Source organism: Chryseobacterium sp. G0201 (assembly GCF_003815655.1).
GTDB lineage: Bacteria > Bacteroidota > Bacteroidia > Flavobacteriales > Weeksellaceae > Chryseobacterium.
In genome coordinates, this window is sequence record NZ_CP033917.1 from 3,688,765 (window position 1) to 3,710,388 (window position 21,624).

General features: G+C 37.3%; 26 protein-coding genes. 18 read left to right on the forward strand and 8 right to left on the reverse strand.

Annotation, left to right across the window (positions count from 1 at the left end; translation table 11 throughout):
- Positions 1-2: 2 nt before the first annotated feature.
- Positions 3-1,154, forward strand: coding sequence for a hypothetical protein (locus EG348_RS16540; RefSeq protein ID WP_123984081.1), 1,152 nt, complete (start codon positions 3-5; stop codon positions 1,152-1,154).
- Positions 1,155-1,215: 61 nt separating this feature from the next.
- Here EG348_RS16540 and EG348_RS16545 read toward each other — a convergent pair whose 3' ends face one another.
- The 4 genes from EG348_RS16545 to mobA all read right to left on the reverse strand — a co-directional run bounded on the left by EG348_RS16545 (position 1,216) and on the right by mobA (position 4,478).
- Positions 1,216-2,280: a TlpA disulfide reductase family protein gene (locus EG348_RS16545; protein WP_164463311.1), complete on the reverse strand. Its 1,065-nt coding sequence runs from the start codon at positions 2,278-2,280 to the stop codon at positions 1,216-1,218.
- 84 nt (positions 2,281-2,364) lie between these two features.
- Positions 2,365-2,592: a hypothetical protein gene (locus EG348_RS16550; protein WP_123984083.1), complete on the reverse strand. Its 228-nt coding sequence runs from the start codon at positions 2,590-2,592 to the stop codon at positions 2,365-2,367.
- Positions 2,593-2,737: 145 nt separating this feature from the next.
- Positions 2,738-4,039 (reverse strand): conjugal transfer protein MobB, encoded by a 1,302-nt coding sequence (gene mobB, locus EG348_RS16555; protein ID WP_123984084.1) that lies wholly within the window; start codon positions 4,037-4,039, stop codon positions 2,738-2,740.
- A gap of 10 nt (positions 4,040-4,049) precedes the next feature.
- A complete protein-coding gene (gene mobA, locus EG348_RS16560; RefSeq protein WP_123984085.1) occupies positions 4,050-4,478 on the reverse strand; it encodes a conjugal transfer protein MobA in 429 nt (142 codons plus the stop codon).
- Between the two features lie 784 nt (positions 4,479-5,262).
- Between mobA and EG348_RS16565 the strand changes: the two genes are divergently transcribed.
- Genes EG348_RS16565 through EG348_RS16590 form a run of 6 tightly spaced genes read left to right on the forward strand, consistent with a single transcriptional unit; the run spans position 5,263 to position 8,886 of the window.
- Positions 5,263-6,030 (forward strand): ParA family protein, encoded by a 768-nt coding sequence (locus EG348_RS16565; RefSeq protein ID WP_123984086.1) that lies wholly within the window; start codon positions 5,263-5,265, stop codon positions 6,028-6,030.
- Positions 6,031-6,035: 5 nt separating this feature from the next.
- On the forward strand, positions 6,036-6,434 hold the full coding sequence (locus tag EG348_RS16570) for a DUF3408 domain-containing protein (protein ID WP_123984087.1): 399 nt from the start codon (positions 6,036-6,038) through the stop codon (positions 6,432-6,434).
- 12 nt (positions 6,435-6,446) lie between these two features.
- The gene (locus EG348_RS16575; protein WP_123984088.1) at positions 6,447-6,719 is read left to right on the forward strand and encodes a DUF3408 domain-containing protein; all 273 of its coding nucleotides are present in this window, start codon (positions 6,447-6,449) and stop codon (positions 6,717-6,719) included.
- A 49-nt stretch (positions 6,720-6,768) separates the two neighbouring features.
- Positions 6,769-7,401: a conjugal transfer protein TraD gene (locus EG348_RS16580; RefSeq protein ID WP_123984089.1), complete on the forward strand. Its 633-nt coding sequence runs from the start codon at positions 6,769-6,771 to the stop codon at positions 7,399-7,401.
- A 44-nt stretch (positions 7,402-7,445) separates the two neighbouring features.
- The gene (locus tag EG348_RS16585; RefSeq protein WP_123984090.1) at positions 7,446-8,255 is read left to right on the forward strand and encodes a hypothetical protein; all 810 of its coding nucleotides are present in this window, start codon (positions 7,446-7,448) and stop codon (positions 8,253-8,255) included.
- A gap of 7 nt (positions 8,256-8,262) precedes the next feature.
- Positions 8,263-8,886, forward strand: coding sequence for a hypothetical protein (locus tag EG348_RS16590; RefSeq protein WP_123984091.1), 624 nt, complete (start codon positions 8,263-8,265; stop codon positions 8,884-8,886).
- Positions 8,887-8,953: 67 nt separating this feature from the next.
- Here the strand turns inward: EG348_RS16590 and EG348_RS16595 are convergent, their stop codons facing one another.
- Positions 8,954-9,721, reverse strand: coding sequence for a DUF5710 domain-containing protein (locus tag EG348_RS16595; protein WP_185145481.1), 768 nt, complete (start codon positions 9,719-9,721; stop codon positions 8,954-8,956).
- A 283-nt stretch (positions 9,722-10,004) separates the two neighbouring features.
- On the opposite strand from EG348_RS16595, the gene EG348_RS16600 reads away from it, so the two are divergent.
- The 11 genes from EG348_RS16600 to EG348_RS16650 all read left to right on the forward strand — a co-directional run bounded on the left by EG348_RS16600 (position 10,005) and on the right by EG348_RS16650 (position 19,074).
- Positions 10,005-10,310, forward strand: coding sequence for a DUF4134 domain-containing protein (locus EG348_RS16600; protein ID WP_066753164.1), 306 nt, complete (start codon positions 10,005-10,007; stop codon positions 10,308-10,310).
- A gap of 11 nt (positions 10,311-10,321) precedes the next feature.
- Positions 10,322-10,654 (forward strand): DUF4133 domain-containing protein, encoded by a 333-nt coding sequence (locus EG348_RS16605; protein WP_123984092.1) that lies wholly within the window; start codon positions 10,322-10,324, stop codon positions 10,652-10,654.
- Positions 10,651-13,149, forward strand: coding sequence for a TraG family conjugative transposon ATPase (locus EG348_RS16610; RefSeq protein ID WP_123984093.1), 2,499 nt, complete (start codon positions 10,651-10,653; stop codon positions 13,147-13,149). Before EG348_RS16605 ends, EG348_RS16610 begins: the two co-directional genes overlap by 4 nt.
- Positions 13,150-13,178: 29 nt before the next feature.
- Positions 13,179-13,808 (forward strand): DUF4141 domain-containing protein, encoded by a 630-nt coding sequence (locus EG348_RS16615; protein WP_123984094.1) that lies wholly within the window; start codon positions 13,179-13,181, stop codon positions 13,806-13,808.
- A gap of 20 nt (positions 13,809-13,828) precedes the next feature.
- On the forward strand, positions 13,829-14,821 hold the full coding sequence (traJ, locus tag EG348_RS16620) for a conjugative transposon protein TraJ (protein WP_123984095.1): 993 nt from the start codon (positions 13,829-13,831) through the stop codon (positions 14,819-14,821).
- A 23-nt stretch (positions 14,822-14,844) separates the two neighbouring features.
- Positions 14,845-15,468 carry a conjugative transposon protein TraK gene (traK, locus tag EG348_RS16625; RefSeq protein WP_054511020.1) on the forward strand — a complete coding sequence of 208 codons (624 nt, stop codon included), beginning with the start codon at positions 14,845-14,847 and terminating at the stop codon, positions 15,466-15,468.
- Positions 15,469-15,480: 12 nt separating this feature from the next.
- The gene (locus EG348_RS16630; protein WP_054511021.1) at positions 15,481-15,747 is read left to right on the forward strand and encodes a hypothetical protein; all 267 of its coding nucleotides are present in this window, start codon (positions 15,481-15,483) and stop codon (positions 15,745-15,747) included.
- A 5-nt stretch (positions 15,748-15,752) separates the two neighbouring features.
- Positions 15,753-17,066 carry a conjugative transposon protein TraM gene (gene traM / locus EG348_RS16635; protein WP_123984096.1) on the forward strand — a complete coding sequence of 438 codons (1,314 nt, stop codon included), beginning with the start codon at positions 15,753-15,755 and terminating at the stop codon, positions 17,064-17,066.
- A 46-nt stretch (positions 17,067-17,112) separates the two neighbouring features.
- Entirely contained in the window at positions 17,113-18,012 is a 900-nt protein-coding gene (gene traN / locus EG348_RS16640; protein WP_228414768.1) for a conjugative transposon protein TraN, read from the forward strand.
- An 18-nt stretch (positions 18,013-18,030) separates the two neighbouring features.
- Positions 18,031-18,594 carry a conjugal transfer protein TraO gene (locus EG348_RS16645; RefSeq protein ID WP_123984098.1) on the forward strand — a complete coding sequence of 188 codons (564 nt, stop codon included), beginning with the start codon at positions 18,031-18,033 and terminating at the stop codon, positions 18,592-18,594.
- A 93-nt stretch (positions 18,595-18,687) separates the two neighbouring features.
- The gene (locus EG348_RS16650; RefSeq protein ID WP_054511124.1) at positions 18,688-19,074 is read left to right on the forward strand and encodes a DUF3872 domain-containing protein; all 387 of its coding nucleotides are present in this window, start codon (positions 18,688-18,690) and stop codon (positions 19,072-19,074) included.
- 127 nt (positions 19,075-19,201) lie between these two features.
- Here EG348_RS16650 and EG348_RS16655 read toward each other — a convergent pair whose 3' ends face one another.
- The 3 genes from EG348_RS16655 to EG348_RS16665 all read right to left on the reverse strand — a co-directional run bounded on the left by EG348_RS16655 (position 19,202) and on the right by EG348_RS16665 (position 21,623).
- Positions 19,202-19,597 (reverse strand): hypothetical protein, encoded by a 396-nt coding sequence (locus tag EG348_RS16655; protein ID WP_054511024.1) that lies wholly within the window; start codon positions 19,595-19,597, stop codon positions 19,202-19,204.
- Positions 19,598-19,748: 151 nt separating this feature from the next.
- The gene (locus EG348_RS16660; protein WP_123984099.1) at positions 19,749-20,831 is read right to left on the reverse strand and encodes a DUF4274 domain-containing protein; all 1,083 of its coding nucleotides are present in this window, start codon (positions 20,829-20,831) and stop codon (positions 19,749-19,751) included.
- Positions 20,832-20,933: 102 nt separating this feature from the next.
- Complete coding sequence (locus tag EG348_RS16665) at positions 20,934-21,623, reverse strand: hypothetical protein (protein ID WP_123984100.1); 690 nt, start codon at positions 21,621-21,623, stop codon at positions 20,934-20,936.
- Between the last annotated feature and the right edge of the window lies 1 nt (position 21,624).

Sequence of the window (21,624 nt, forward strand, 5' to 3'; positions counted from 1 at the left end):
ATATGACTTTAATAGATGTAGATCTTTGGAGCAAATTATTAAAGATGGATTTTAGCCTTGAGGTATCGACGGAATTTTTAAAAATTGCCGATACCCAGCTTTCTTCGATTTTTGAAAAAGAAACTGGACTAAAGGTAGGGCATAATATGCAAATTAATTGGTCTGCGAGAGAGGGTATTTTTATTCAAGGCGGTATTCCTGTTTGTTCTGCAGTAAGTAACCAAGTTGTTATGTTAGAGAATGGGCGGCTGTCCATTTATTCTAAGATTTCTGCGCAACTGTCTTTTAAATATGGTCGCTTAAATATTTTTATATGTTGGTCTTCTAAAACTGGATTGTCCTATACGCTTGGGTCAACCGGTATTGATACTGACGACATAGAATTTTGGATTGAGGGGCTTGACGTCGAAAAATGCCATAGCTATATAAATCCTGATTTGGCTAATTTAATTGTATGGCCTGATCTTTTTGCTGCTGATTTTCAAAAGAAAATGGATGTGGCAATCAGTATTCCTTTTGTTGAATGTATGAATGCACAACTTACTCCCATATTTGAAAATAGAACTGGCATAAAGGTTAAGAACCTGATTTCATTGTACATCAATAAAGATTATCCTTTTCTTTACGAAAAATCTGAAATTAGTAAATTGTCAATAGCTTTGAATGTTAACAGTCATATTAGTGCAATTGATATTTTATGGAAATCAAAGTCAAAAAAAATCTATGGTTTACAAGATGGTGATATTGATTGCCAAGACATTGAGTTTTGGTTTGGTAATTTGAATATTATTGAATACCATAAACAAATGAATCCATACGGTTATACATTGCCTTTTAAGCTTAAGGATTTAAGTTATAGGCTTATCGTTAATAGGATACAAATAGAATGTTATGTGACATTGACGCTAAAAAAAGAAGAAACTGATAATGCAGATAAGTATGCTACTGAAATTACCAGTTTTATCGGAATGTTTAATGAGAAAGCCCTCGCAAAAAGTAAAGAAAACGGGGTTGTACATAACTTTAGTTTTAGTATAAAGGAGAATATAATTGACCTCCAAATTGATATTGGTAGTGCAGGTGCCGATTTTTTCAAGAAGCTATTTAGATATCTTTCAGATTTGAACGTTTTTGACGAAGTAGTGGTTGACTAGCTATTGAAACATAAAGGGCTACCTTCGGAAGCCCTTTATGTCTTTCACTTTTAATGTAAATTTAATTATGACTTATTTTTTTTCGTATTTCTGAAATATCACTCCCAATGTATTTTATTTTTCCTTTTGGATCAATAACTAAGTTATACGGAATTTCTTTCACGTTGTACGATATTGGCAGCTTTGAACCAAATCCTTCTAAATCAGATAAGTTTACCCACGGCATTTTTTCTTGCTTTAACGCTGTAATCCATGCGGCCCTATTGTCATCCAGGGATATGCTGATAAATTCAACCCTTTTGTTCTGAGAGGTTTTTTTATATATTTTTTTTAGCTCTTGAATTTCATTTCTGCAGGGAATGCACCAACTTGCCCAAAAATTCACGACAACATATTTACCGCGGTAATCTTTTAATTTTTTAACAGATCCTGATCTAGTTAAAGATGTAAAATCGGGTGCTTTTTCACCAACTGATAGTATTTTTTTACCACTTTTTATTTTGGCTTCGATCACTTTGCCCAAGGAATTTTTTCTTAAATCAGGAGATAACTCATCAAACAACCTTTTAGTGACCGCAAGTTCAAAATTGTCAAAATTATCATCTAATACGTAGAGAGCCCAATACTTATTTGGATTACTCCTTACTATTGAATCTTCAATAAACTTATTTTCTATTAATTGGTAAGCTCTTTTTTGCCCGTCCAGTTTTCTATATTCACTAATATTATTGACCTTTTTAGATCTTTTTAATTTATCATCAATCAATTCTGTTAATGAATCCAATATGTTTTTTCTTTTAGACCATAGCTCATGAATAGGATTCTCTCCATTGTCTTCAATTTTGATGTTTTTTATATCATTAAAGTCGCCGTAAATTTTTATGAGTCCGTCTTTTATGACAAAACTAGCTATAAACTTACTGCCTATAATTGCATAAATTCCTGCTTCATCAACAGATCCTTCAATTTTGAAAATACCATCGATTGTCTGTAGAGAATGTATTTTTTTTTCTGAGCCTAACTTATACAAAGATACTTTACCACTTAGGTTTTTAAGATTAACGTCAATGGTATATTTATATGCAAGGGAAGTATACACAGAGCTTAGTGTAATAATTACTATCAAGATTATTTTTTTTATTACCATATGCTCCAAATATAAAAGATCTGCAACAATAGTTACAGATCCTTTTTTTCTTATTTGTACTTCTTAAGGATTACTAGGCCAGCAGCTATTGCCAACACAGTAATTACCTGAACAACATGATTTTTTCGAGCCACAGGCTTGGCCACGAGCGGCGCATTTAGTTCCATAGTCGTCATCGCTATCGCCGATTTCACCACCACTGTTACCACCACCGTCTGTGAGACCTCCTTTCATGAACTTCAGTTCATTTCTTGTGAGCTTTGTTCCAAAGAGCATTACATTTTTTTTCATAATAAAAATATTTATTTAGATAGCCTTTTGATGCTAAGGCTTTTAAGCCGGAATGAATTGCAATTTAAGAATTTTATAAACACGAATCTTAAATGAGTAGCTTTTCAGCCAATTGGAGAAGTTTGCTTTTTTTATAGTACTGAATTTACTTTTGGCTTCCACGCTTTCGCTTTTTCTTCTTAATTTGATTCTCAAAGTTTAATTCTTCAAAGTCATCACCAAGAACTTCAGGAAGTAAACCTCCAAAAGATTCCATGAAGCTAGTTTCGTCATGTGAGAACACAGGCTCATTTTTATCAAGAAAATCAAAAATAGGATGTGCTTTTTCAACAATATTTTGATCTCCAGATTGCGTTTTTAAAGATGTTTTTACCGGTTCAGTATTTTTGAATTGGGGCTTCTGGTTGTTACTCCACCATTCATTAAATACATTAGCCGAAAAATTTTTACCTAAACGAGATCCGTTCCATACTATTTTAGAATTGTGATCAATAAAGGTAATGCCATATATACGTCCATCCAGATTTCGCCGAACCACTGTATTGATGCCCTGTTCAAGTAATTGCTGTTTGAAACCTTTCTCACCCTCGGCGGTATGCATTGCAACATCTATGGAATCTATAAGTATAGTTTTTGTCTTTTCTTTTTTAAGGACTTCCTGGTTTTGTTCAAAATGGCTTTGAAGCTTTAAGTATCCTGCATCTTTTCCAAATAGAGATGCCTTAAAAGGGTTACTGACCTTTTCTTTATTTTCATTGAGGGCAAAATATACCAGTCCCTGCTTAGCTTTGCCCTGTAATTCACCTTTAACTTCTTCAGCAGTAATGTTGAAGAGTGACAATAGAGTATTGTATTCTCCTAAACTTTGAAAGCGGTAATGTTTTGGTAAGTACCGCACCACAGCGGCAAGCTGGCTCTTAATATCCCCCTTTTTATAATCTACAAGACTGAAAATTTTTTCATTTTGAGATAGGCTCTGTTCTGTCGCAGCAATCAAATTATATTTTTTTTCAATGGTTCTGCAAATTTCCATTGAGCGGGGATGGTCAAATTTATCTGAAATTTTTTTTCCATCCAAGGTTACACAGGTTGATACGATATGAATGTGAGTGCGCTCGGTATCGGTATGTTTGAACACAACAAAAGGCTGTTGTCCATAGCCCATTTCTGTCATATATTGCTGCGCTATGGATATGAACTGTTCATCGTTAACTTTATCTTTAGGATCAGGATTCAATGAAATATGTAATACAGGCTTCTCTACTTTATGGTTTGCTGTGAGGTAGAACTCAAAGGAACGGTATAATTGTGACGCTGAATATTTGCCATTTACTGTTTCAGCTATCCTTTGTGTGAATAAAATTTGGCCATTTTCCTTGTCTACTTTTTGTTGATTATAGATGAGTGCTCCCAACATATTTGCTCCTTTACCAATTTTTGCAACCATTTTATCAGTCTTATTTAAGGTGTTTGGTTTCAAATTCCTGAGTCAAATGAATGATTTCCTGAATTAATTTTACCATTTCAATGGTTTGTTTTTCGAGTTTAAAGAGATAGGCAGCGGCTTTTTTTTCAGAAAAGTTGTGATACATAATTTTGACAACCTGATTGTAATTTATACCAACCGACCTGAATTGACCATACAAATTAGTCAACCGTACATGATAATCCATAGCTGAAACATCAATTTTCACGGTTTTAATTGTTTTCTGAAACACGCATGCTGTAATAAAATGTGCCATTACTTTCATTCCAGATTGCTGAAAGAGCGAGCGGAAACGGTTGTTTTCTTCCTCATTGAGACTTATCGAATACCGAAATATGGCAGGATTCTTTTTAAGTTTTCGGCCTCCTTTATTTTGTTTGGACGTAATATTATCTTCCATGTTTAATCCATTTATAATTTTATAAAACTGCGACTTCGGAGCGGTTTTCCAGCCCCCTGCAAGGGCAAGTCGTTTTGAGCTGCGGAATTCATTTCCAGCAGCTCAAAACATAACTTGCTCTGTTCGGGTGAACAGAGAATTCACCCTACGGGATGAATTAAATAAAGCAGGGAAAACCGGCTTTGAGTTGCCCGTCCTTCTACCTGATTTATTACAATAGCTGTGCATGAAATTCATATCCGAAATCTTTTTACAAAGTACGGGCTGAATAATGAAAGTATTGATATTCAATGTAATGCCAAATGAAGCCAATGGAAGCCAAAGAGCGTCATTCATATAAAAACGGAGGAAGTTGTGCATTTCTTTGTGGCAGCTATCAGGCAAGAAAGGCTGTTAGCCAGCGTGCATTACGATAAATTATTGTGAAGGTCATACATCGTGAAGGCAAGAATGCCAGAAGACTTGAAGGAATTTGATACTGAAGATTGTAATGCTGTCTGATTGTAATGTTTGCTATCCGGACAACCAAGCGGCTGTCAATCGTGTGGATGTACCAGACATCTAGCTTGAACGAATTATGACAGGCGTGAAAAAGTATTTGCATAAATGGTAGCTGGCTTGCCAGTAATGATGACGACAAGTATGCACGAAAATTATCAGGCAGGCATTCAGTCTGGCAGGTCAGAATGATCTTGATCCTTCAGGTTCGCAGCCTGTTATCCGTGAATGATGCGGTGACGGCCAGCAAGATGGCAAAGAAGACTTAACATAAAATTTAAATACAATGGACAAAAAAAACAAAACCTTATTTATCGCTTTTGCAAGCCAAAAAGGAGGCGTGGGCAAAAGCACTTTCACTGCAATTGTTGCCAGTGTACTGCATTTCCGAATGGGCTATAATGTCGCCGTGTTTGATTGTGATTACCCACAGTACAGCCTTATGCAGATGCGTGAAAGAGATTTGCAGTCAATCATGCATAATGAAATATTCAAAAAACTGGCATATCGCCAGTTCTCTACCATCAACAAAAAAGCCTATCCTATCATGCAATGCAGGGCAGATGAAGCTTTATCAGAAGCCGAGCGGTTTATCGAATCTTCATCGATTACTATTGATATTATCTTTTTTGATTTGCCTGGAACAGTGAATACATCAGGATTACTAAATACACTGGCGGGAATTCAACATATTTTTTCACCAATCACTGCGGATCGTTTGGTCATGGAAAGCACATTGAGGTTTACCGATGTGATGGCCAATGTATTGATGAAAAAAGGTAGCACGTCCATTGAGACCATTCAGTTGTTCTGGAATCAGGTGGACAGGCGTGAAAAATCGCCTTTATATGAATCTTACGAAAAGGTCATTACAGATCTCGGACTGCACCTTATGGATAGCAGAATTACAGATAGTAAACGATTTCGTAAAGAAAGTGAGTCCGTAGCTAAGACCATCTTCCGTTCTACTTTACTTCCACCTGATGAAAAGTTGATGAAAAGCTGTCATCTTGATTTGTTTATCGACGAATTTTTAAGAACAATCAAATTGTAAACAGTATGGAAAATGAGAATAAAAGAAGTAATAATACAAAGGTAGATGAAGAGCAAGTAATGGCAATCATTGCAAAAAGCACAACGCAGCTCCATCCTGTGGAAAGACCAAAAGAATCTCTCGAAGAGAAGCCGATAGTTAAGGAAAAATCGAAACCGAAAAAAATACTCGATGCGGGTTACGGTGAGCGTTTCCTGAACAGTCACTCGATGACACGAAGGGGTGAAAAAAGTATATACATTCGACAGGAACATCATGAGCGTTTATCTCGTATCATACAGGTAATAGGTGAGGAAAAGATTCCGCTTTACGCCTATCTCGACAATATTCTTGAACATCATTTTGAAATGTTTGAGAAAGCTATTACAGAAGATTTCAACAAAAAATATAAAACCATTTTTTAAAATATTTCAATTATGAAAAAGACATCAAACAGGAAGAAAAGGGCAATAGCTAATACTTCGTACAAAGAGGTATTTCTAATTAACCGTTATCCATCGGGGCGCAATGGTAAAGTTGTATACATACGGCCTGAATATCACGAGCGGCTTCTTCGCCTTGTTCAATTAACCAGGGAAGAAAAGACGACACTTTATTCCTATATCGATAATATTTTTGAGCATCATTTCCATGAATTCGGAGTTGATATTACAGACTTTTTTAATGAGAGAAATAAACCTATCCTATGAAAAAATACATTTTTCTCAATTTCACAGAACACCTAAATCTATTATAGCTATGGAAACACTCATTGTAATATGCCTGCTCGTGGTGATCTTTCTACTTCTAGAGGATAAAATCATCATCAACAAAAGCCAGATCCAGAAAGAAAACCAGCAGAAAACTGACATCATTTTGCCGAAAATAATGGGCTTGCCGAAGGCTGTAACAAGACTTTCGACGCCAAAGAATGCCTCTGAAAGCCAAAGTATTGAACCCGAAAAGGAATCGAATAATTTAGCCAATGAAATCAAAGAAGAAGATTTCGATATAGAAATTCCGCAGGAAGAACCGGAGAAAGTTTTAGACCAAATGCCTGATTTTGAAGACGAGGAAAAAGAGTGGGGGCAATATAGAGTATCTGATGGTGAAGACGGTTTTGCCACAGGGGTCACCTTTGAAGAACTGAGTACCGTGGGGATGTTGCTTAGCCAAGAAATGTCTGAGCCATCTTTAGAAAGGAAAGCGGTGGAAATAGTTCAGAAAATACAGGGAACCGAACTCTTTAGTTTATTAGAGAACTCTATAGAGGGTGCTTCGAGAAAAATAGCTAAGCTTTTGGATCGAAGCCTTTCGCTTGAAGCAGACTCCGGTTCTTCCATTCTGCGGAAGAATGATTTAAGAGATTTTGATATTGGAAACTTTGTTTAAATGGGGTTTTCCTTTATCAATAATACTAATTAATATGATCAATTATGGAAAGAGCGTTGCCTATTTTGGAAATTGAAGGAACAGATTTTTTAGTTGATGTAAAAAAGCTGGAATTTAAAGAGAAAGAAAATCCGAAGAATAGTATATCACTCTTTGATATGAGAGATCTTGGAAAGGGCCGGGGTTATGTGCTTGAATATAGTCCGCAAGAAAAAAATATACCATCCCTATTTAGCAGCACAATGACAGTTAGCGTGACAATACCCGAAATGGTCGCACTTGATCCTGAAGGGATGTCCGAAAAATATGGAGTTCCCTTAGAGATGTTTGCAACTAAGAATGATTTCGATCTGATGGTTGACCAGACGGCACTGAAAGAACGGTTCTCTGGCCTTTTACCAATTGTTGATATTGCCGGACATCCATTTTATGTCGATTTGCGAATGGATATGTTACGGCCAAAAGATGACTTTTTATCCAACGGGATTGTATTTTCCAAAATAGAAGACTACTACGTTGATGAGAAAGAATTATATTCCATCCCGTACAATCCTAAATCGCATGAATTTCAGGAGATTGATTTTAGCTCGATAACAGAAATCCCACAAGATATTATTGTGGTTAGTTTTCCTCATGAAACTATCCTTGATCCAGTTGGGTACAATAGAAAGCATGGATTGGATGAGCTGGCTAATTTAAAACAAACCAACCTAAAATCTCACTTTAAAGCCGGTCAGGTATCATGGAAGGATACCGGTATCGTAGAAGCAATCCGTGAAAATAAAGCAAATTCGCTCAAAAGTGAAACACCCAAATCCGTTGATCAGGTAAAGAGAAGAGGTCCTAAACTTTAAGATACTTATGAAAATTGAATTAAAAAATATTCAATATAGTGAGGCACTTAGCGAGGAGACTAATGCATTTGCAGCCAATCTTTATATTGAAGGAAAAAAAGCAGGAACTGCTTCTAATCGAGGACATGGTGGGTCAACGGACTACCAGGCTGTTGATGAAAATGGCAAAAAGCTGATCGCGAAAGCTGAAACGTATTGCAAATCACTTCCATCAGAGAAATTTAAGTCGGGAGGTAAAGATTACATGTTTGAAATGAATCTTGAAAATTATATCGATAAACTACTGGATAAGTATTTGCAAGCCAAGGATCTTAAGAGGTTTCAAAAAAGGATTGAAAAGGAAATGGAAAGGGGAATTGTTGTAGGTATTCCCGATAAATCCTATTCCGTATGGCGCTTTAAGATGCCTTTGGCGAATTACCTAAAGAACGCAAGTGGATTACAAATTATTAAAATGGCTCTAATAAATGAAATTATTCCAAGTCTTACTGGGGACAAAATAATTATGAATACTAATATTCCTGAAAAATTGCTGAAAGAAGCCGGCTTAAAAGAAAATCACTATGCAAAAATAGTCTACAAAGATAGTAGCCAACGAGCTGACAATAAAAAAACGCAACGGAAACTGTGATTGGAGCAATTGAATTCAACCAATGACAACCTTCGCTTAGGGCATAAGTATTGTGAAAAAGATATTTTTATTTGTTAAATACCTTATTCAGAATGCCCGTAAAAGGTGTTAACCAATTTGGAGCTTTGCTGGCCGTGGAGATATTTTGATGTGCTGGAGCATTTGTTGGTCTATCGCTTATTAATTTATCTTCTTTCGTGTCTGTTCTCTTTGAATATTGAAGTATATCATTTCTATTAGTGCTCCAAGACATATTTGCGTTTATTTCTACATCGTATTTTGTATTAACTAAGCGTAAGGTTAATCGTTCGCATTCTTCAATATCGGTTGGGCAAAATTCACCGCCTGGCTCCGAGTGCATGTGAAAATCTCCCTGTAAAGCATTACAGTGAATGCAGTGGTTGGCCCAATATTTTCCCCCAAAGGTTCTGGAATATCCTATTTTATAATAGGGGTACTTTATATTAAGTAGGCTAGTGACTTCTTTATTTAGGTAAGTAGGTGTACTAAAAAACGAAAATTCAGCAGAAAATATCCATTCCTCAAAGTCCTCACCATCATCATTATCCTGATGTTCTAAACTATAGTACTTCTCGGCAGCCAATGCTATAACTGGGGTTGTGTCACCACATTTATAGCAGTCTCTCAGATTCTCTGCGATATAAAAAGGCGAACGTACAATGATAGAAACCTCATCATTATCTAACCATTGCGTAAAATCACTCAAATCTTTATGATTTGGAATAAACCATGTTTTTTCTTCTTTATCCCAGAAAGCACCTTTCGATTTTGCGCTGTCCTTTTCACTAAAAGGGACATTGATTCGTATTGACATACTTATTATTTCTTTTTTCGATTGAACATAATTTTCGATACGAAAGTTAATAATTTTTGCAATAATCTTTTTTCCAACTAATAGTATAATTCAAGATTTAATTTTTAAAGTTTTAGGACGATGACTATGCAATTTTTTAGCGTTTTAAAATGAGTTCTAAAGCCATGGGAAGACAAGTGATTCCACTGACTGCCAATGTATTAGTTCGCCATTTCTTCCCCGATACATTTGTTTCCAGATCCCGCAAGGTGTGGGAAAATCTTTAACAAATAATTCAAATAAAATGGAGAAACAACGAAAAAAGCTGATGCTGGCAGGGTTGATTTTACTGTCGGTTTCTGGGGTGTTTGCGCAGGGAAATGGTTCTGCGGGAATCAATGAAGCCACCCAAATGGTGACTTCTTATTTTGATCCAGCCACCAAGCTGATCTATGCTATTGGTGCAGTAGTAGGACTGATCGGGGGGGTAAAGGTTTATAATAAGTTTAGCTCTGGAGATCCGGACACGAGCAAAACAGCAGCAAGCTGGTTTGGTGCCTGTATTTTTCTGATTGTGGCGGCTACGATCTTACGTTCATTCTTCCTTTAATCGCTTGCCTTATGAATAATTACAATATTAATAAAGGGATTGGAAGGACGGTAGAATTTAAGGGACTCAAAGCGCAGTACCTGTTCATTTTTGCAGGTGGTTTATTGGGCATCCTTATTCTGGTGATGGTGATTTATATGGCAGGGGTTAATTCTTACGCGTGCCTTCTTACGGGAGTGAGCGGAGCCTCACTGATCATCTGGCAGACCTTTTCGCTCAACAGGAAATATGGTGAGCATGGACTGATGAAACTGGGCGCGAGGAAAAGTCACCCAAAGTATATTATCTGCCGCAGGTCTATTTACCGCTGTTTGAAAGTGCAACCGAAAATACCTGTAGGATGAGAAATGTAAGTAAAGCAACTACGCTGGAAAGTAAATTTCCATTATTGGCGGTAGAAAACCATTGTATTATTTCGAAGGAAGCTGATGTTACAGCATGTTTTAGGGTTTACCTGCCAGAACTGTTTACGGTGGCTGCACCTGAATACGAAGCGATCCATTCTGCATGGCATAAGGCTATTAAAACATTGCCCGATTATACGGTAATCCATAAACAGGATTGGTATATCAAAGAAAACTATTCACCTGATTTGGCTAAAGATGACATGAGTTTTTTGGCAAAGTCCTACCAGCAGCATTTTAACGAGCGCCCTTTTCTGAACCACTACTGTTATGTGTTTATTACCAAAACCTCAAAAGACAGAATGAGAATGCAGAGCAATTTCTCTACACTCTGCAAAGGGGTGCTGGTACCTAAAGAAATCAGGGACAAAGAAGCGGTTTCCAGGTTTATGGAAAGCGTAAGCCAGTTTGAAAGAATTGTTAACGACTGCGGTTTTGTGAAATTGGAAAGGTTAAGTGAAGAAGATATTACCGGTAGCAGTGGCAAGCAAGGATTACTCGATCAGTATTTTACCTTATCAAGACAAGCTGGAACCGCTTTGCAGGATATTGCAATCGGCGCTGAAGAAATGAGGATAGGTAATAACAGGCTGTGCCTGCATACTTTATCAGATACCGATGAGCTGCCTGGTACCGTTTCTACAGATACGCGATTTGAAAAGCTTTCTACCGATCGGAGCGACTGCCGTTTATCCTTTGCAGCTCCGGTGGGACTGCTCTTAAACTGTAATCACATTTACAACCAATATCTGTTTCTGGATAACAGTGATGATAACTTAAAAAAATTTGAGAAATCTGCAAGGAATATGCATTCACTGGGCAGGTATAGTAGAAGTAACCAAATTAATAAGGAATGGATTGAACGCTACCTGAACGAAGCGCATTCCTATGGTCTTTCTTCGATTCGGGCGCACTTCAATGTGATGGCATGGTCTGATGATCCATCCCAATTGAAACAATTGAAGAATGATACTGGTAGTGCACTAGCACTGATGGAATGTAAACCCCATCATAATACTACGGACGTGGCTACATTATATTGGGCAGGTATTCCCGGCAATGCAGGCGATTTCCCGAGTGAAGAGAGTTTTTACACGTTTATAGAGCCAGCATTATGCTTTTTCTCCGAAGAAACCAATTACCAAAACTCACTGTCCCCGTTCGGTATCAAAATGGCGGACCGTTTAACCGGAAACCCTATTCATTTGGATATTTCAGATCTGCCGATGAAAAAAGGAATCATCACCAACCGGAACAAATTTATTTTGGGTCCATCGGGCAGTGGTAAGTCATTTTTTACCAACCATATGGTCAGACAGTATTATGAGCAGGGAGCCCATGTATTATTGGTTGATACCGGGAATTCATATCAGGGATTATGTGAGCTGATTAAAGGAAAAACTAAAGGAGAGGATGGGGTTTATTTCACCTATACCGAAGATAATCCGATTGCTTTTAACCCTTTTTACACTGATGATGGTGTCTTTGATATTGAAAAAAGAGAAAGTATCAAAACGCTGGTACTAACGCTCTGGAAGCGTGATGATGAACCTCCAACGCGCGCAGAGGAAGTTGCGCTTTCCAATGCCGTAAGCGGTTATATTGAAAAGATCAAAAAGGAAAACGAGCATCCTTCTTTTAACGGATTCTATGAGTATGTAAAAGGTGATTATCGCAAGATTCTTGGGGAGAAAGAAGTAAGGGAAAAAGATTTTGATCTGGCCAATTTTTTAAATGTATTGGAACCTTACTATAAAGGTGGGGAATATGACTATCTCCTTAATTCCGATAAGCAGCTTGACCTGCTTTCCAAGCGCTTTATTGTGTTTGAAATTGATGCGATCAAGGACCACAAAATCCTTTTTCCCATTGTCACGATCATCATTATGGAGGTCTTCATAAACAAAATGAGAAGGCTCAAAGGGATCAGAAAGCTCATATTAATTGAAGAAGCCTGGAAAGCCATTGCCAAGGAAGGGATGGCAGAATATTTAAAATACTTGTTTAAAACGGTTAGGAAATTCTTTGGTGAAGCGATAGTTGTTACACAAGAGGTAGATGATATTATCCACTCGCCAATTGTAAGAGAAAGTATCATTAATAATTCGGACTGTAAAATTCTGCTTGACCAGCGTAAGTACATGAATAAATTCGATGACATTCAGGCGATGTTGGGACTGACCGATAAGGAAAAAGCACAGGTTTTATCCATCAATATGAATAACGATCCCTCCCGCTTTTACAAGGAAGTTTGGATAGGACTGGGTGGCACCCACTCGGCGGTATATGCTACCGAAGTGTCGGCCCAAGAGTATCTCGCCTATACGACCGAGGAAACAGAAAAGCTTGAAGTCATGCAGCTTGCAAAAGAACTCGGCGGAAATGTTGAGCTGGCAATCAAAAGGATTGCTGCCGCTAAAGTCGAAAATCAATAAAATTTAATAACATTTTAAAATCCAAAACAATGAAACAATTTATGTTAATGGCATTTGCTGCCCTATTATTAGGGTTTACGCCCGCCAAAGCTCAATTTGTGGTTACAGATCCGACCAATCTTGCCCAAGGTATTGTGAATAGCGCCCAGCAGATTGTACAAACCTCCAGCACCGTCACCAATACGCTGAAGAGTTTTCAGGAAGTGCAGAAAGTCTACACGCAGGGAAAAGAGTATTACGATAAGCTTAAAGCAGTCACCAATCTGGTTAAGGATGCCCGAAAGGTCCAACAGACGGTACTCATGGTCGGAAATATTTCGGAATTGTATGTGAACAATTTTGGGAAAATGATTAATGATCCCAACTTCTCACCGCAGGAATTAACGGCCATAGCGTTCGGTTACTCCAAACTATTAAATGAAAGCGGAGATCTGCTCAAAGACCTCAAGGAAATCATTAATGCGTCCAGCCTTTCGATGAATGATAAGGAGCGTATGGAAATAATTGACAGGGTATACAAGGAAGTCAGCGAATACCAAAAATTGGTTCGGTACTATACTAACAAAAATATTTCTGTCAGCTACCTGAGAGGCAAAAAGAAAAACGATGCACAGCGTGTACTTCAGTTATATGGCAACTCTAATCAAAAATATTGGTAAACCCTATTAATTATTTTATTATGGAATTTGATAATCTTCACGAAGTCCTGCGCTCGTTATATGATGAGATGCTTCCGATGTCCGCTACGATGGCAGCGGTTGCAAAAGGTATTGCAGGCTTGGGTGCATTATTTTATGTTGCGCTTAAAGTATGGCAGGCACTAAGCCGTGCCGAATCGATCGATGTATTTCCACTTTTAAGACCATTTGCACTGGGCCTTTGTATTATGTTTTTTCCAACCATCGTGCTGGGAACCATTAATGCAGTGCTTAGTCCTGTAGTCAAGGGTACACATAGTATGCTCGAAAACCAGGTTCTGGATCTTAATAAACTACAGGTACAAAAAGACCAGTTGGAACGGGAAGCGATGCTGCGAAACCCAGAACAGGCGTATTTAATTTCCGACGAAGAATTTGATAAAAAGCTGGAAGAACTGGGCTGGTCACCTTCGGATCTTGGAACAATGGCAGGAATGTACATGGAACGGGGAAGCTATCAGTTGGAGCAGAAAATTAAAAACTGGTTCCGCGATTTGCTTGAAATTCTCTTTCAGTCGGCGGCATTGGTCATTGATACAATACGTACATTCTTTCTGATTGTGTTGTCTATACTGGGCCCAATCGCATTTGCTATCTCCGTCTGGGATGGTTTTCAGTCGACATTAAGCCAGTGGATATCCCGTTATGTGAGCGTGTATTTATGGCTTCCCGTTGCAGATATTTTCAGCGCTATGCTGGCTAAACTTCAATCGTTGATGCTCGAAAAAGACATTGCGAACCTGTCTGACCCCAATTTCATACCCGACGGATCTAACACGATCTACCTGATTTTTATGATTATCGGCATAGTGGGTTATTTCACGGTACCGACAGTAACAGGCTGGATTATTCAGGCTGGTGGTGCCGGTAATTTCATGCGTAATGTTACACAAACCGCGCAGAAAGCTGGAAATGTTGCAAGTGCGGGGGCAGGTGCAGCGGCAGGGAATGTAAGCGGCCAACTTATGAAATAATTAATCACCAAAAATCTTCAATAATGGAATTTAAAACACTTAGAAATATTGAAAACAGTTTTCGCCAGATCAGACTATATGCCATCATTTTTGCAGTGCTGTGTACTTCGGTTATGGGATACGCCATCTGGCAGTCTTACCATTTCGCTGAGCAGCAACGGCAAAAGATTTATGTGCTCGACAATGGTAAATCCTTGATGCTTGCATTAGCTCAGGATGTCACAATCAACCGTCCGGTGGAAGCAAAAGAACATGTGCGCCGTTTTCACGAACTGTTTTTTACGCTGGCTCCTGATAAAAACGCCATCGAAAGTAATATGAAAAGAGCATTTAACCTGGCAGATAAAAGTGCTTTCAATTATTACAAGGATCTTTCAGAGAAAGGCTATTACAACAGGATTATTTCAGGCAATATCCAACAGCGGATAGAAGTGGACAGTGTGCTGTGCAATTTTGATACTTACCCATATGCGGTACGTACTTATGCTAAACAATTCATCATCCGGTCCAGCAACCTAACAGAAAGAAGCCTTGTAACCTCCTGTTATCTGGTTAATTCCGTTCGATCCGATAACAACCCGCAAGGCTTTAATATCGAGAAATTCAGCGTGCTGGAAAATAAGGATTTACAAGTCGTTGAGCGCTAAAATTAGCATAACATGAAAAAGCTAAGAGTATTTATTGATGCCTGTGCGTACAGGCTAGAAAAACGTTGGCAGAGACTATCCGCCAGAGAACAGCGTAAATTTTTGATTCTTTTTTTTACGGGCTACCTGCTGGTTACGGGGTGTGTGATTTTGAACGTTTGGTATGACGCTAAATCGGCTAATACCTTACAGAAAGCAAGGATCGATCATATCAGAAATCCCACTCTGCAAAAGGACACGTCATTAAAAGATTCAGCATCAATCATTTTAAAAAAATAATCGACATGAAAGAAAATGATAACAGTAAAGGGGGGGTGAGGCTTACCGAAGTAGGGCAAAAGCCTGTTGTTGATCCCGAAAGATCTCCAAACGATAAATTCCAGAAAATAAAAAAACCTATTATTTTCTGTTTGATGGCACTCGTATTTGCAGGGTGTATATATTTAATTTTTGTGCCATCATCTGATAAAAAAAATGAGGATCAAACAGGATTGAATGAGGTTGTTCCTCAGGCTACCGAAGCTGGAATGCAGGCCGATAAGGGAAAGGCTTATGAAAGCGAACTTTTGGAACAAAAAGAGTTGGATAAAAAGAAATCCCTCTCGACGCTTTCTGAGTATTGGAATACGGACAGCATAAAATCACAAACGCTCGCAAATACCTCAGGGGATAATCTTGCGGTTTCTGCTCCTAACCATCAAAATGATGCTCTCAATAGCTATCGCAATATTCAGGGGACGTTAGGCTCTTTTTATCAGGACAAGGGAGAAACCACGCAATTGCAAAATGAGGTAAAGTCGCTAAAAGCGCAACTGGCCCAAAGGGAAACACCACAAACGAATCCTGTTGAAAGTCAATTGGCTTTAATGGAGAAAAGTTACCAAATGGCGGCCAAATATTTCCCCAATACGCCTTCGAGGACAGAGGAGAAAATTGCTAAAAGCCCAAATGATACAATGGACAAGATTAAATCCAAGGGGCCAGTGGTAAATGTTTATCCAACTAAAAAAGGCATTGTTTCCGCGTTGTATCGTGAACCCTCAGACAGTGCTTTGCTGGCTGGTTTAATCCGTATGGACGGCAGAAACTTTTTCACTGCCGGAAAAGTACATGATGAGTTTCAGCAGGCCAATAGTATTCGTGCCTGTATTCATGAGACTCAAATTGTTACCGCTGATAATGGCGTGAGAATAAGGCTTTTAGATCCAATACGGGTTGCAAGAATGATGGTGCCTAAGGGAACAGTAGTGACAGCTATTGCGAAGTTTCAAACTACAAGGCTTCAACTAATAATCACTTCCATAGAATTTGCAGGTAACATTCTTCCTGTTGAAATTATGGTATACGATCTGGACGGTCAACCGGGGCTTTCTGTTCCTTATTCACCGGAAAGAAATGCACTCACTGAAGTGGCCGCCAATATGGGCAACACATCGGGAACAAGTGTTTCATTAAGTTCAACGGCCGGACAACAGATTACTACAGATTTAAGTAAAAGTCTGGTTCAGGGCGTTTCGGGATACTTTGCCAAGAAAGTACGAATGCCAAAAATTACACTTAAGGCCGGATATCAGTTGTTTCTGATGGCAAAAAAATAATGATTAATGCAAAAAAATAGAAAATATGCTACAATTTAAATATATCATGCTGGTGTTGTGCCTTACGGTATGCACTTTAAAGCTATGTGCCCAGGAACATGGAGGCGCTCCTGCCACTGATACGATAAAAGCTGACTCCAAATTGAAAGCCGGATCGATAGAACCCTATTGGCTAACGGTTACCTATGATAAAACGACACATATCATTTTCCCCTCAAAGATAAAATATGTTGATCTGGGAAGTGAATTCCTCATTGCGGGAAAAGCCGAAGAAGCGGATAATGTACTCAGAATAAAGGCTGCCATACGGGATTTTGAACCAGAGACCAATTTTTCTGTGATTACCGAAGATGGTCATTTCTATAATTTTGATGTGTTTTACAGCCGTTATCCATCTACCTTAAATTATGATGTGCTTAAAATGCTCCAGACCGAAGAGAAAGAAAAAGTGAACGATGTCCTTTTTGAAAACCTTGGCGATACTCAGCCTTCGTTGACAGAAGCTGCTCTTAAAACTATTTATAACAGGGATAAGAAGCTGATTAAGCACATTGGTTCGTACAGTTTTGGGATCAGTTTCTTATTACAAGGTATTTACATTTACAATGGTAAGTATTATTTCCATATCCAGGTAAAGAATAAATCCAACGTCCCTTTTTATGTTGATTTTATAACATTTAAAATTGCTGATAAGAAAACTACCAGACGTACTGCTGTTCAGGAAAGCGAGATGAAGCCACTCAGGGTATATCTTCCGTTAGAAAGCATAAATGCTAATCGAAGTGAAAGAAATGTTATACTGCTTGACCAGTTTACCCTCGATGATGATAAAGTGTTCCGTATTGAAATTTTTGAGAAAAATGGCGGGCGGCATCAAATATTGGAAGTTGAAAATACAGATCTGATAAGGGCTAAACCAGTGACTGATCTGAAACTAATTTTTTAACCCTTAAAAAAAATTGAAATGTATAAATATATAGCAGCCATAATAATATGTATGTTGAGCGCAAAGTGCCTTCAAGCACAGCGGCTGATTAAGGGGCAAAAAGGCTTTGAAATTGCTGCGGGACTAATCTCCGATCGTAAGCCGATACATGATTATTTTTATCTCCGTGCAGCAATGACGATTAACGGAAAAAACGGGAGTTATCAATTATGGGGAATCGAGTATACCTATAAAAAACACCAATTTGAAGGTTTTAATATTCCTGTTGAAACCTATTCAGTTGAAGGAGGCTATAGCTTTCGTCTGCTGGGTGATTGGTCAAAGAACATCTCATTAAATCTGGGATTAAGCGGAGTGGCCGGTTATGAAGTAATTAACGAAGGCGAAAGCTTGCTTTCCAATGGTGCTGTCATACAGAATAAAGACAGTTTTATTTATGGGGGTGATTTGCGGCTTTCTGTAGAAGCTTATCTAAGTGATCATATCGTGATGCTTATAGATGGGAGGAGTAAAGTAATCTGGGGAACTTCGGTCGAACGACTTCGTCCCTCAGCAGGTCTCGGCTTTCGTTATATTTTCTAATTCTTAAATCTCAAAACAATGAAATTTTTAATAATAAAAAAAGTCTCTTTTGCTGGCCGTTTGAAGTTCTTGGGCTCAATAGCCGGACTTGTGATGTTATTATTTACCATAAGTTCCTGCGACAAGGAACTCGATGTAAAGACAGATTTTCCATTCGAATTGGAAGTCATGCCAGTACCAAAAAGCATTACGAAAGGTGAAAAAGTAACTATAAGGTGTACCATTAAAGCAGAAGGTATTTATGAAGGTACGCAATATTTCATCAGGTACTTTCAATTTGATGGAACAGGTAAATTATCAATGGGTAATGGTAAAATGGTTACCCTCAATCCCAATGATTTATATCTGGTTCCAGAGGAGGTCTTCAGACTATATTATGAATCAACCTCAACTGTTACTCAGGCATTTGATGTCTGGATTTCTGATACGAAAGGGCATGAGCAAAAAGTGAGTTTTCAGTTTAACAATACTCAGAAATAGCATTGCTAAAACGCTAAACTAATTGTGTTAAAAAGGCGAATATCTACATTTAGATATTCGCCTTTTAGGTTTAATTCAGCGTGTCATTACATTTGTTCCTTAAATATCTGCTCGAAAATTATTAGGTTTAAGAATAGATATAGTTGTATTTCCTACTGTTGCCATGATATTCCCTATTTAAATCCATTCCGAAGGTTACAGTTTCACCAGCAATAGTGTATGGAAATACCAGCTGATATTTTTTTTGAAGAGCTGTGAAAATTTCTATTAAAACAACATCATAACCATCCGCTTTGCCAGCAAGCACTATTGCTGATGCTTGAATGTCAGAATCTTTTAAATCTTGTTGAACACCATTGAGAAGTGATAAGTACTGTTCTTCAATAGAGCAGGGTTCCACATTGCTGATTGTATCTATTATTTGTCCATCAACTCGAATATTTGTGCTAAAGGGTTTGAAATCCTCCATTTTTAATAAAAAAGATCCAGCACGTTTCTTAAGCGCTTCTAAAAATTTTTCCATTTTTTATTTAACTATTTATTTTTATGTGTGGTAGTGCAGAGTGCGGTTGCCTTGAATATTTTATATTGTAATAAGATATACTACTTTTCAGATTCTGCAAAACAGAGATGCAACTTGTTGGACATTAAAGTCTTATTAAAAACCAACCTACTCAAGTAATAGAAAATTTATTAATTACATCATTTATGATTTCATTTGTCAGGTTCTCGGCATCATCGCTAACAATAGAGAGTGAAAATAAGAGTCCATCTCTTTCCATCAAAATGAGTTTTAAATATTTGACATCTTCAATATTTGCGATTTTAATTTGCATCCCTTTACTTATTGCAAACCATGTATCATCATGTTTAATCCGGTTTATTTTATCGAAACCTTCCTCGACGCCTTCTATATCGACAAAAGCCTGGATATAAATGAGCTCGTTCCTCAGCATTGTAGCAACATTAGTCACTCCATTTTTTAGACGTAATGATTTGCTGTTAAACAAATACAAAACAATGAGCAAATTATCGTTTCTAATTAACAAGGTTGGTTTTATCAGAATTTTTTTTAAGTTGTTTTCGGTTTCTGCGAACCTGCTTTTTAGCGCATTTGGAAATCTTATCGATTTATAAAACTCATTATATTGCTCCTGATCTACTTTACAGAAATCGCCGGGAATCTGAAATTCAAAATTGAAAAGTTCAGTGTTGACACATAATTTATCATCTGCCTCGATAATTTCTAAGTATCCCGGATAGAATTTCAAATTTCTTTGGTGGAAATTGTCTGCAAAAGAGGGAATGATTTTCTTTCCTCTTGGCTTTGAGAATAAGCTATTTTGACTACTTAGGTTTGTTCTTGCTTGGTCCTCATCGAAAGACAAAGCATCGGAATCCTCTTTGTAGTCATAATAAAATCTTTCTTCCGTGTAAAATTGTTTTTCAAAATTAATCAGGATAGAACTAATTAATTGAAAATCGACAGACTCTTCTCCTAATTGTAAATAACCGTCAACATCGCACCTAAAGAATATCATTTTCGCAGTTGAAATGTCACAATTTGGATTATTAATTATATGGGCAAGTATCTCGGTGCCATCATCATAATTGTGGTTTTTTGCGATAAATTGTAAATCAATTGGTTCTGTAATATCGTTCAGTGATTTTAGATGTAGTTCTTTCTCTTTAAAAGTGTATTCAAAAAAAGTGTCTATTAAAAATTCAGCTCTTTTTTCTGATATTTTATACTTCATTGTGTGTTTTGGAATTGGTTATATGTTTTAAAAGTTATGTAAGAAAAACAGAAACCACCAAAAGGGTGGCTCTGTTCTCAACATCCATTCTTACATACACTCTTAATTATCGAAATTTAAGTCGACTTTATACTTTCCTCTATCGATTATATCATAACCTATTACCGCTTCTTGCTTGAAAGTTTCGATTATACGTTCACTGAAATAAGCTTTTACGGTTTGTATTTTGATAATATCCTGATTCTCCAATTTGGAACTGACATATATACTTTTTGCCCCAAAATGTCCCGCTTTATCTTCCGTTTGATAAGTTTCATAGTTTCCGAAAATTCGATCTTTATCGTTGAAGCTGTCCCGGAAAACGCTGTTTTGAAAATTAATATGCTCAGAATCTTTTAGAATTGGTATAAATAAAAAATAGAACGGAGAATTGCTTCCCTCAATATTCAGTTTTTCAAGGTGATATTCTGATTTGTTAATTTTTAACTTTTCAAAGATATTTTTAACTTTTTCACTTATAATAAAATGAATAATCGGATGGTAAGGCATTACCGCCATTATATCAATAGGTAATTTTTTCTTCTGATACATTTTCCCAATTAAATTTTTGGGAAAGTTTTCATAGAGTTTTTCTTTCTCATCGAAATACCTATTAAAATTCATCATATAATCACCGCTTTGTTCGATGAAGGTTTTATCTTTAATTTCAACGGTCAGGGGCAGTTCGCCGCGACCTATTATTTTGGGATCAATAGTCTCTGTTAATTGATAGTATTTTTGTTGATGATTCATA

Excerpts from the sequence above, each read along its gene's own strand:
- EG348_RS16565 (WP_123984086.1), top strand. The coding sequence starts at position 5,263 with ATGGACAAAAAAAACAAAACCTTATTTATCGCTTTTGCAAGCCAAAAA.
- EG348_RS16665 (WP_123984100.1), bottom strand. The coding sequence starts at position 21,623 with ATGAATCATCAACAAAAATACTATCAATTAACAGAGACTATTGATCCC.
- EG348_RS16570 (WP_123984087.1), top strand. The coding sequence starts at position 6,036 with ATGGAAAATGAGAATAAAAGAAGTAATAATACAAAGGTAGATGAAGAG.
- traK (WP_054511020.1), top strand. The coding sequence starts at position 14,845 with ATGGAATTTAAAACACTTAGAAATATTGAAAACAGTTTTCGCCAGATC.
- traJ (WP_123984095.1), top strand. The coding sequence starts at position 13,829 with ATGGAATTTGATAATCTTCACGAAGTCCTGCGCTCGTTATATGATGAG.
- EG348_RS16660 (WP_123984099.1), bottom strand. The coding sequence starts at position 20,831 with ATGAAGTATAAAATATCAGAAAAAAGAGCTGAATTTTTAATAGACACT.
- EG348_RS16655 (WP_054511024.1), bottom strand. The coding sequence starts at position 19,597 with ATGGAAAAATTTTTAGAAGCGCTTAAGAAACGTGCTGGATCTTTTTTA.
- EG348_RS16580 (WP_123984089.1), top strand. The coding sequence starts at position 6,769 with ATGGAAACACTCATTGTAATATGCCTGCTCGTGGTGATCTTTCTACTT.
- EG348_RS16615 (WP_123984094.1), top strand. The coding sequence starts at position 13,179 with ATGAAACAATTTATGTTAATGGCATTTGCTGCCCTATTATTAGGGTTT.
- EG348_RS16645 (WP_123984098.1), top strand. The coding sequence starts at position 18,031 with ATGTATAAATATATAGCAGCCATAATAATATGTATGTTGAGCGCAAAG.
- EG348_RS16585 (WP_123984090.1), top strand. The coding sequence starts at position 7,446 with ATGGAAAGAGCGTTGCCTATTTTGGAAATTGAAGGAACAGATTTTTTA.
- EG348_RS16630 (WP_054511021.1), top strand. The coding sequence starts at position 15,481 with ATGAAAAAGCTAAGAGTATTTATTGATGCCTGTGCGTACAGGCTAGAA.
- mobA (WP_123984085.1), bottom strand. The coding sequence starts at position 4,478 with ATGGAAGATAATATTACGTCCAAACAAAATAAAGGAGGCCGAAAACTT.
- EG348_RS16650 (WP_054511124.1), top strand. The coding sequence starts at position 18,688 with ATGTTATTATTTACCATAAGTTCCTGCGACAAGGAACTCGATGTAAAG.
- EG348_RS16605 (WP_123984092.1), top strand. The coding sequence starts at position 10,322 with ATGAATAATTACAATATTAATAAAGGGATTGGAAGGACGGTAGAATTT.
- traM (WP_123984096.1), top strand. The coding sequence starts at position 15,753 with ATGAAAGAAAATGATAACAGTAAAGGGGGGGTGAGGCTTACCGAAGTA.
- EG348_RS16610 (WP_123984093.1), top strand. The coding sequence starts at position 10,651 with ATGAGAAATGTAAGTAAAGCAACTACGCTGGAAAGTAAATTTCCATTA.
- EG348_RS16590 (WP_123984091.1), top strand. The coding sequence starts at position 8,263 with ATGAAAATTGAATTAAAAAATATTCAATATAGTGAGGCACTTAGCGAG.
- traN (WP_228414768.1), top strand. The coding sequence starts at position 17,113 with ATGCTGGTGTTGTGCCTTACGGTATGCACTTTAAAGCTATGTGCCCAG.
- mobB (WP_123984084.1), bottom strand. The coding sequence starts at position 4,039 with ATGGTTGCAAAAATTGGTAAAGGAGCAAATATGTTGGGAGCACTCATC.
- EG348_RS16540 (WP_123984081.1), top strand. The coding sequence starts at position 3 with ATGACTTTAATAGATGTAGATCTTTGGAGCAAATTATTAAAGATGGAT.
- EG348_RS16595 (WP_185145481.1), bottom strand. The coding sequence starts at position 9,721 with ATGTCAATACGAATCAATGTCCCTTTTAGTGAAAAGGACAGCGCAAAA.
- EG348_RS16600 (WP_066753164.1), top strand. The coding sequence starts at position 10,005 with ATGGAGAAACAACGAAAAAAGCTGATGCTGGCAGGGTTGATTTTACTG.
- EG348_RS16550 (WP_123984083.1), bottom strand. The coding sequence starts at position 2,592 with ATGAAAAAAAATGTAATGCTCTTTGGAACAAAGCTCACAAGAAATGAA.
- EG348_RS16575 (WP_123984088.1), top strand. The coding sequence starts at position 6,447 with ATGAAAAAGACATCAAACAGGAAGAAAAGGGCAATAGCTAATACTTCG.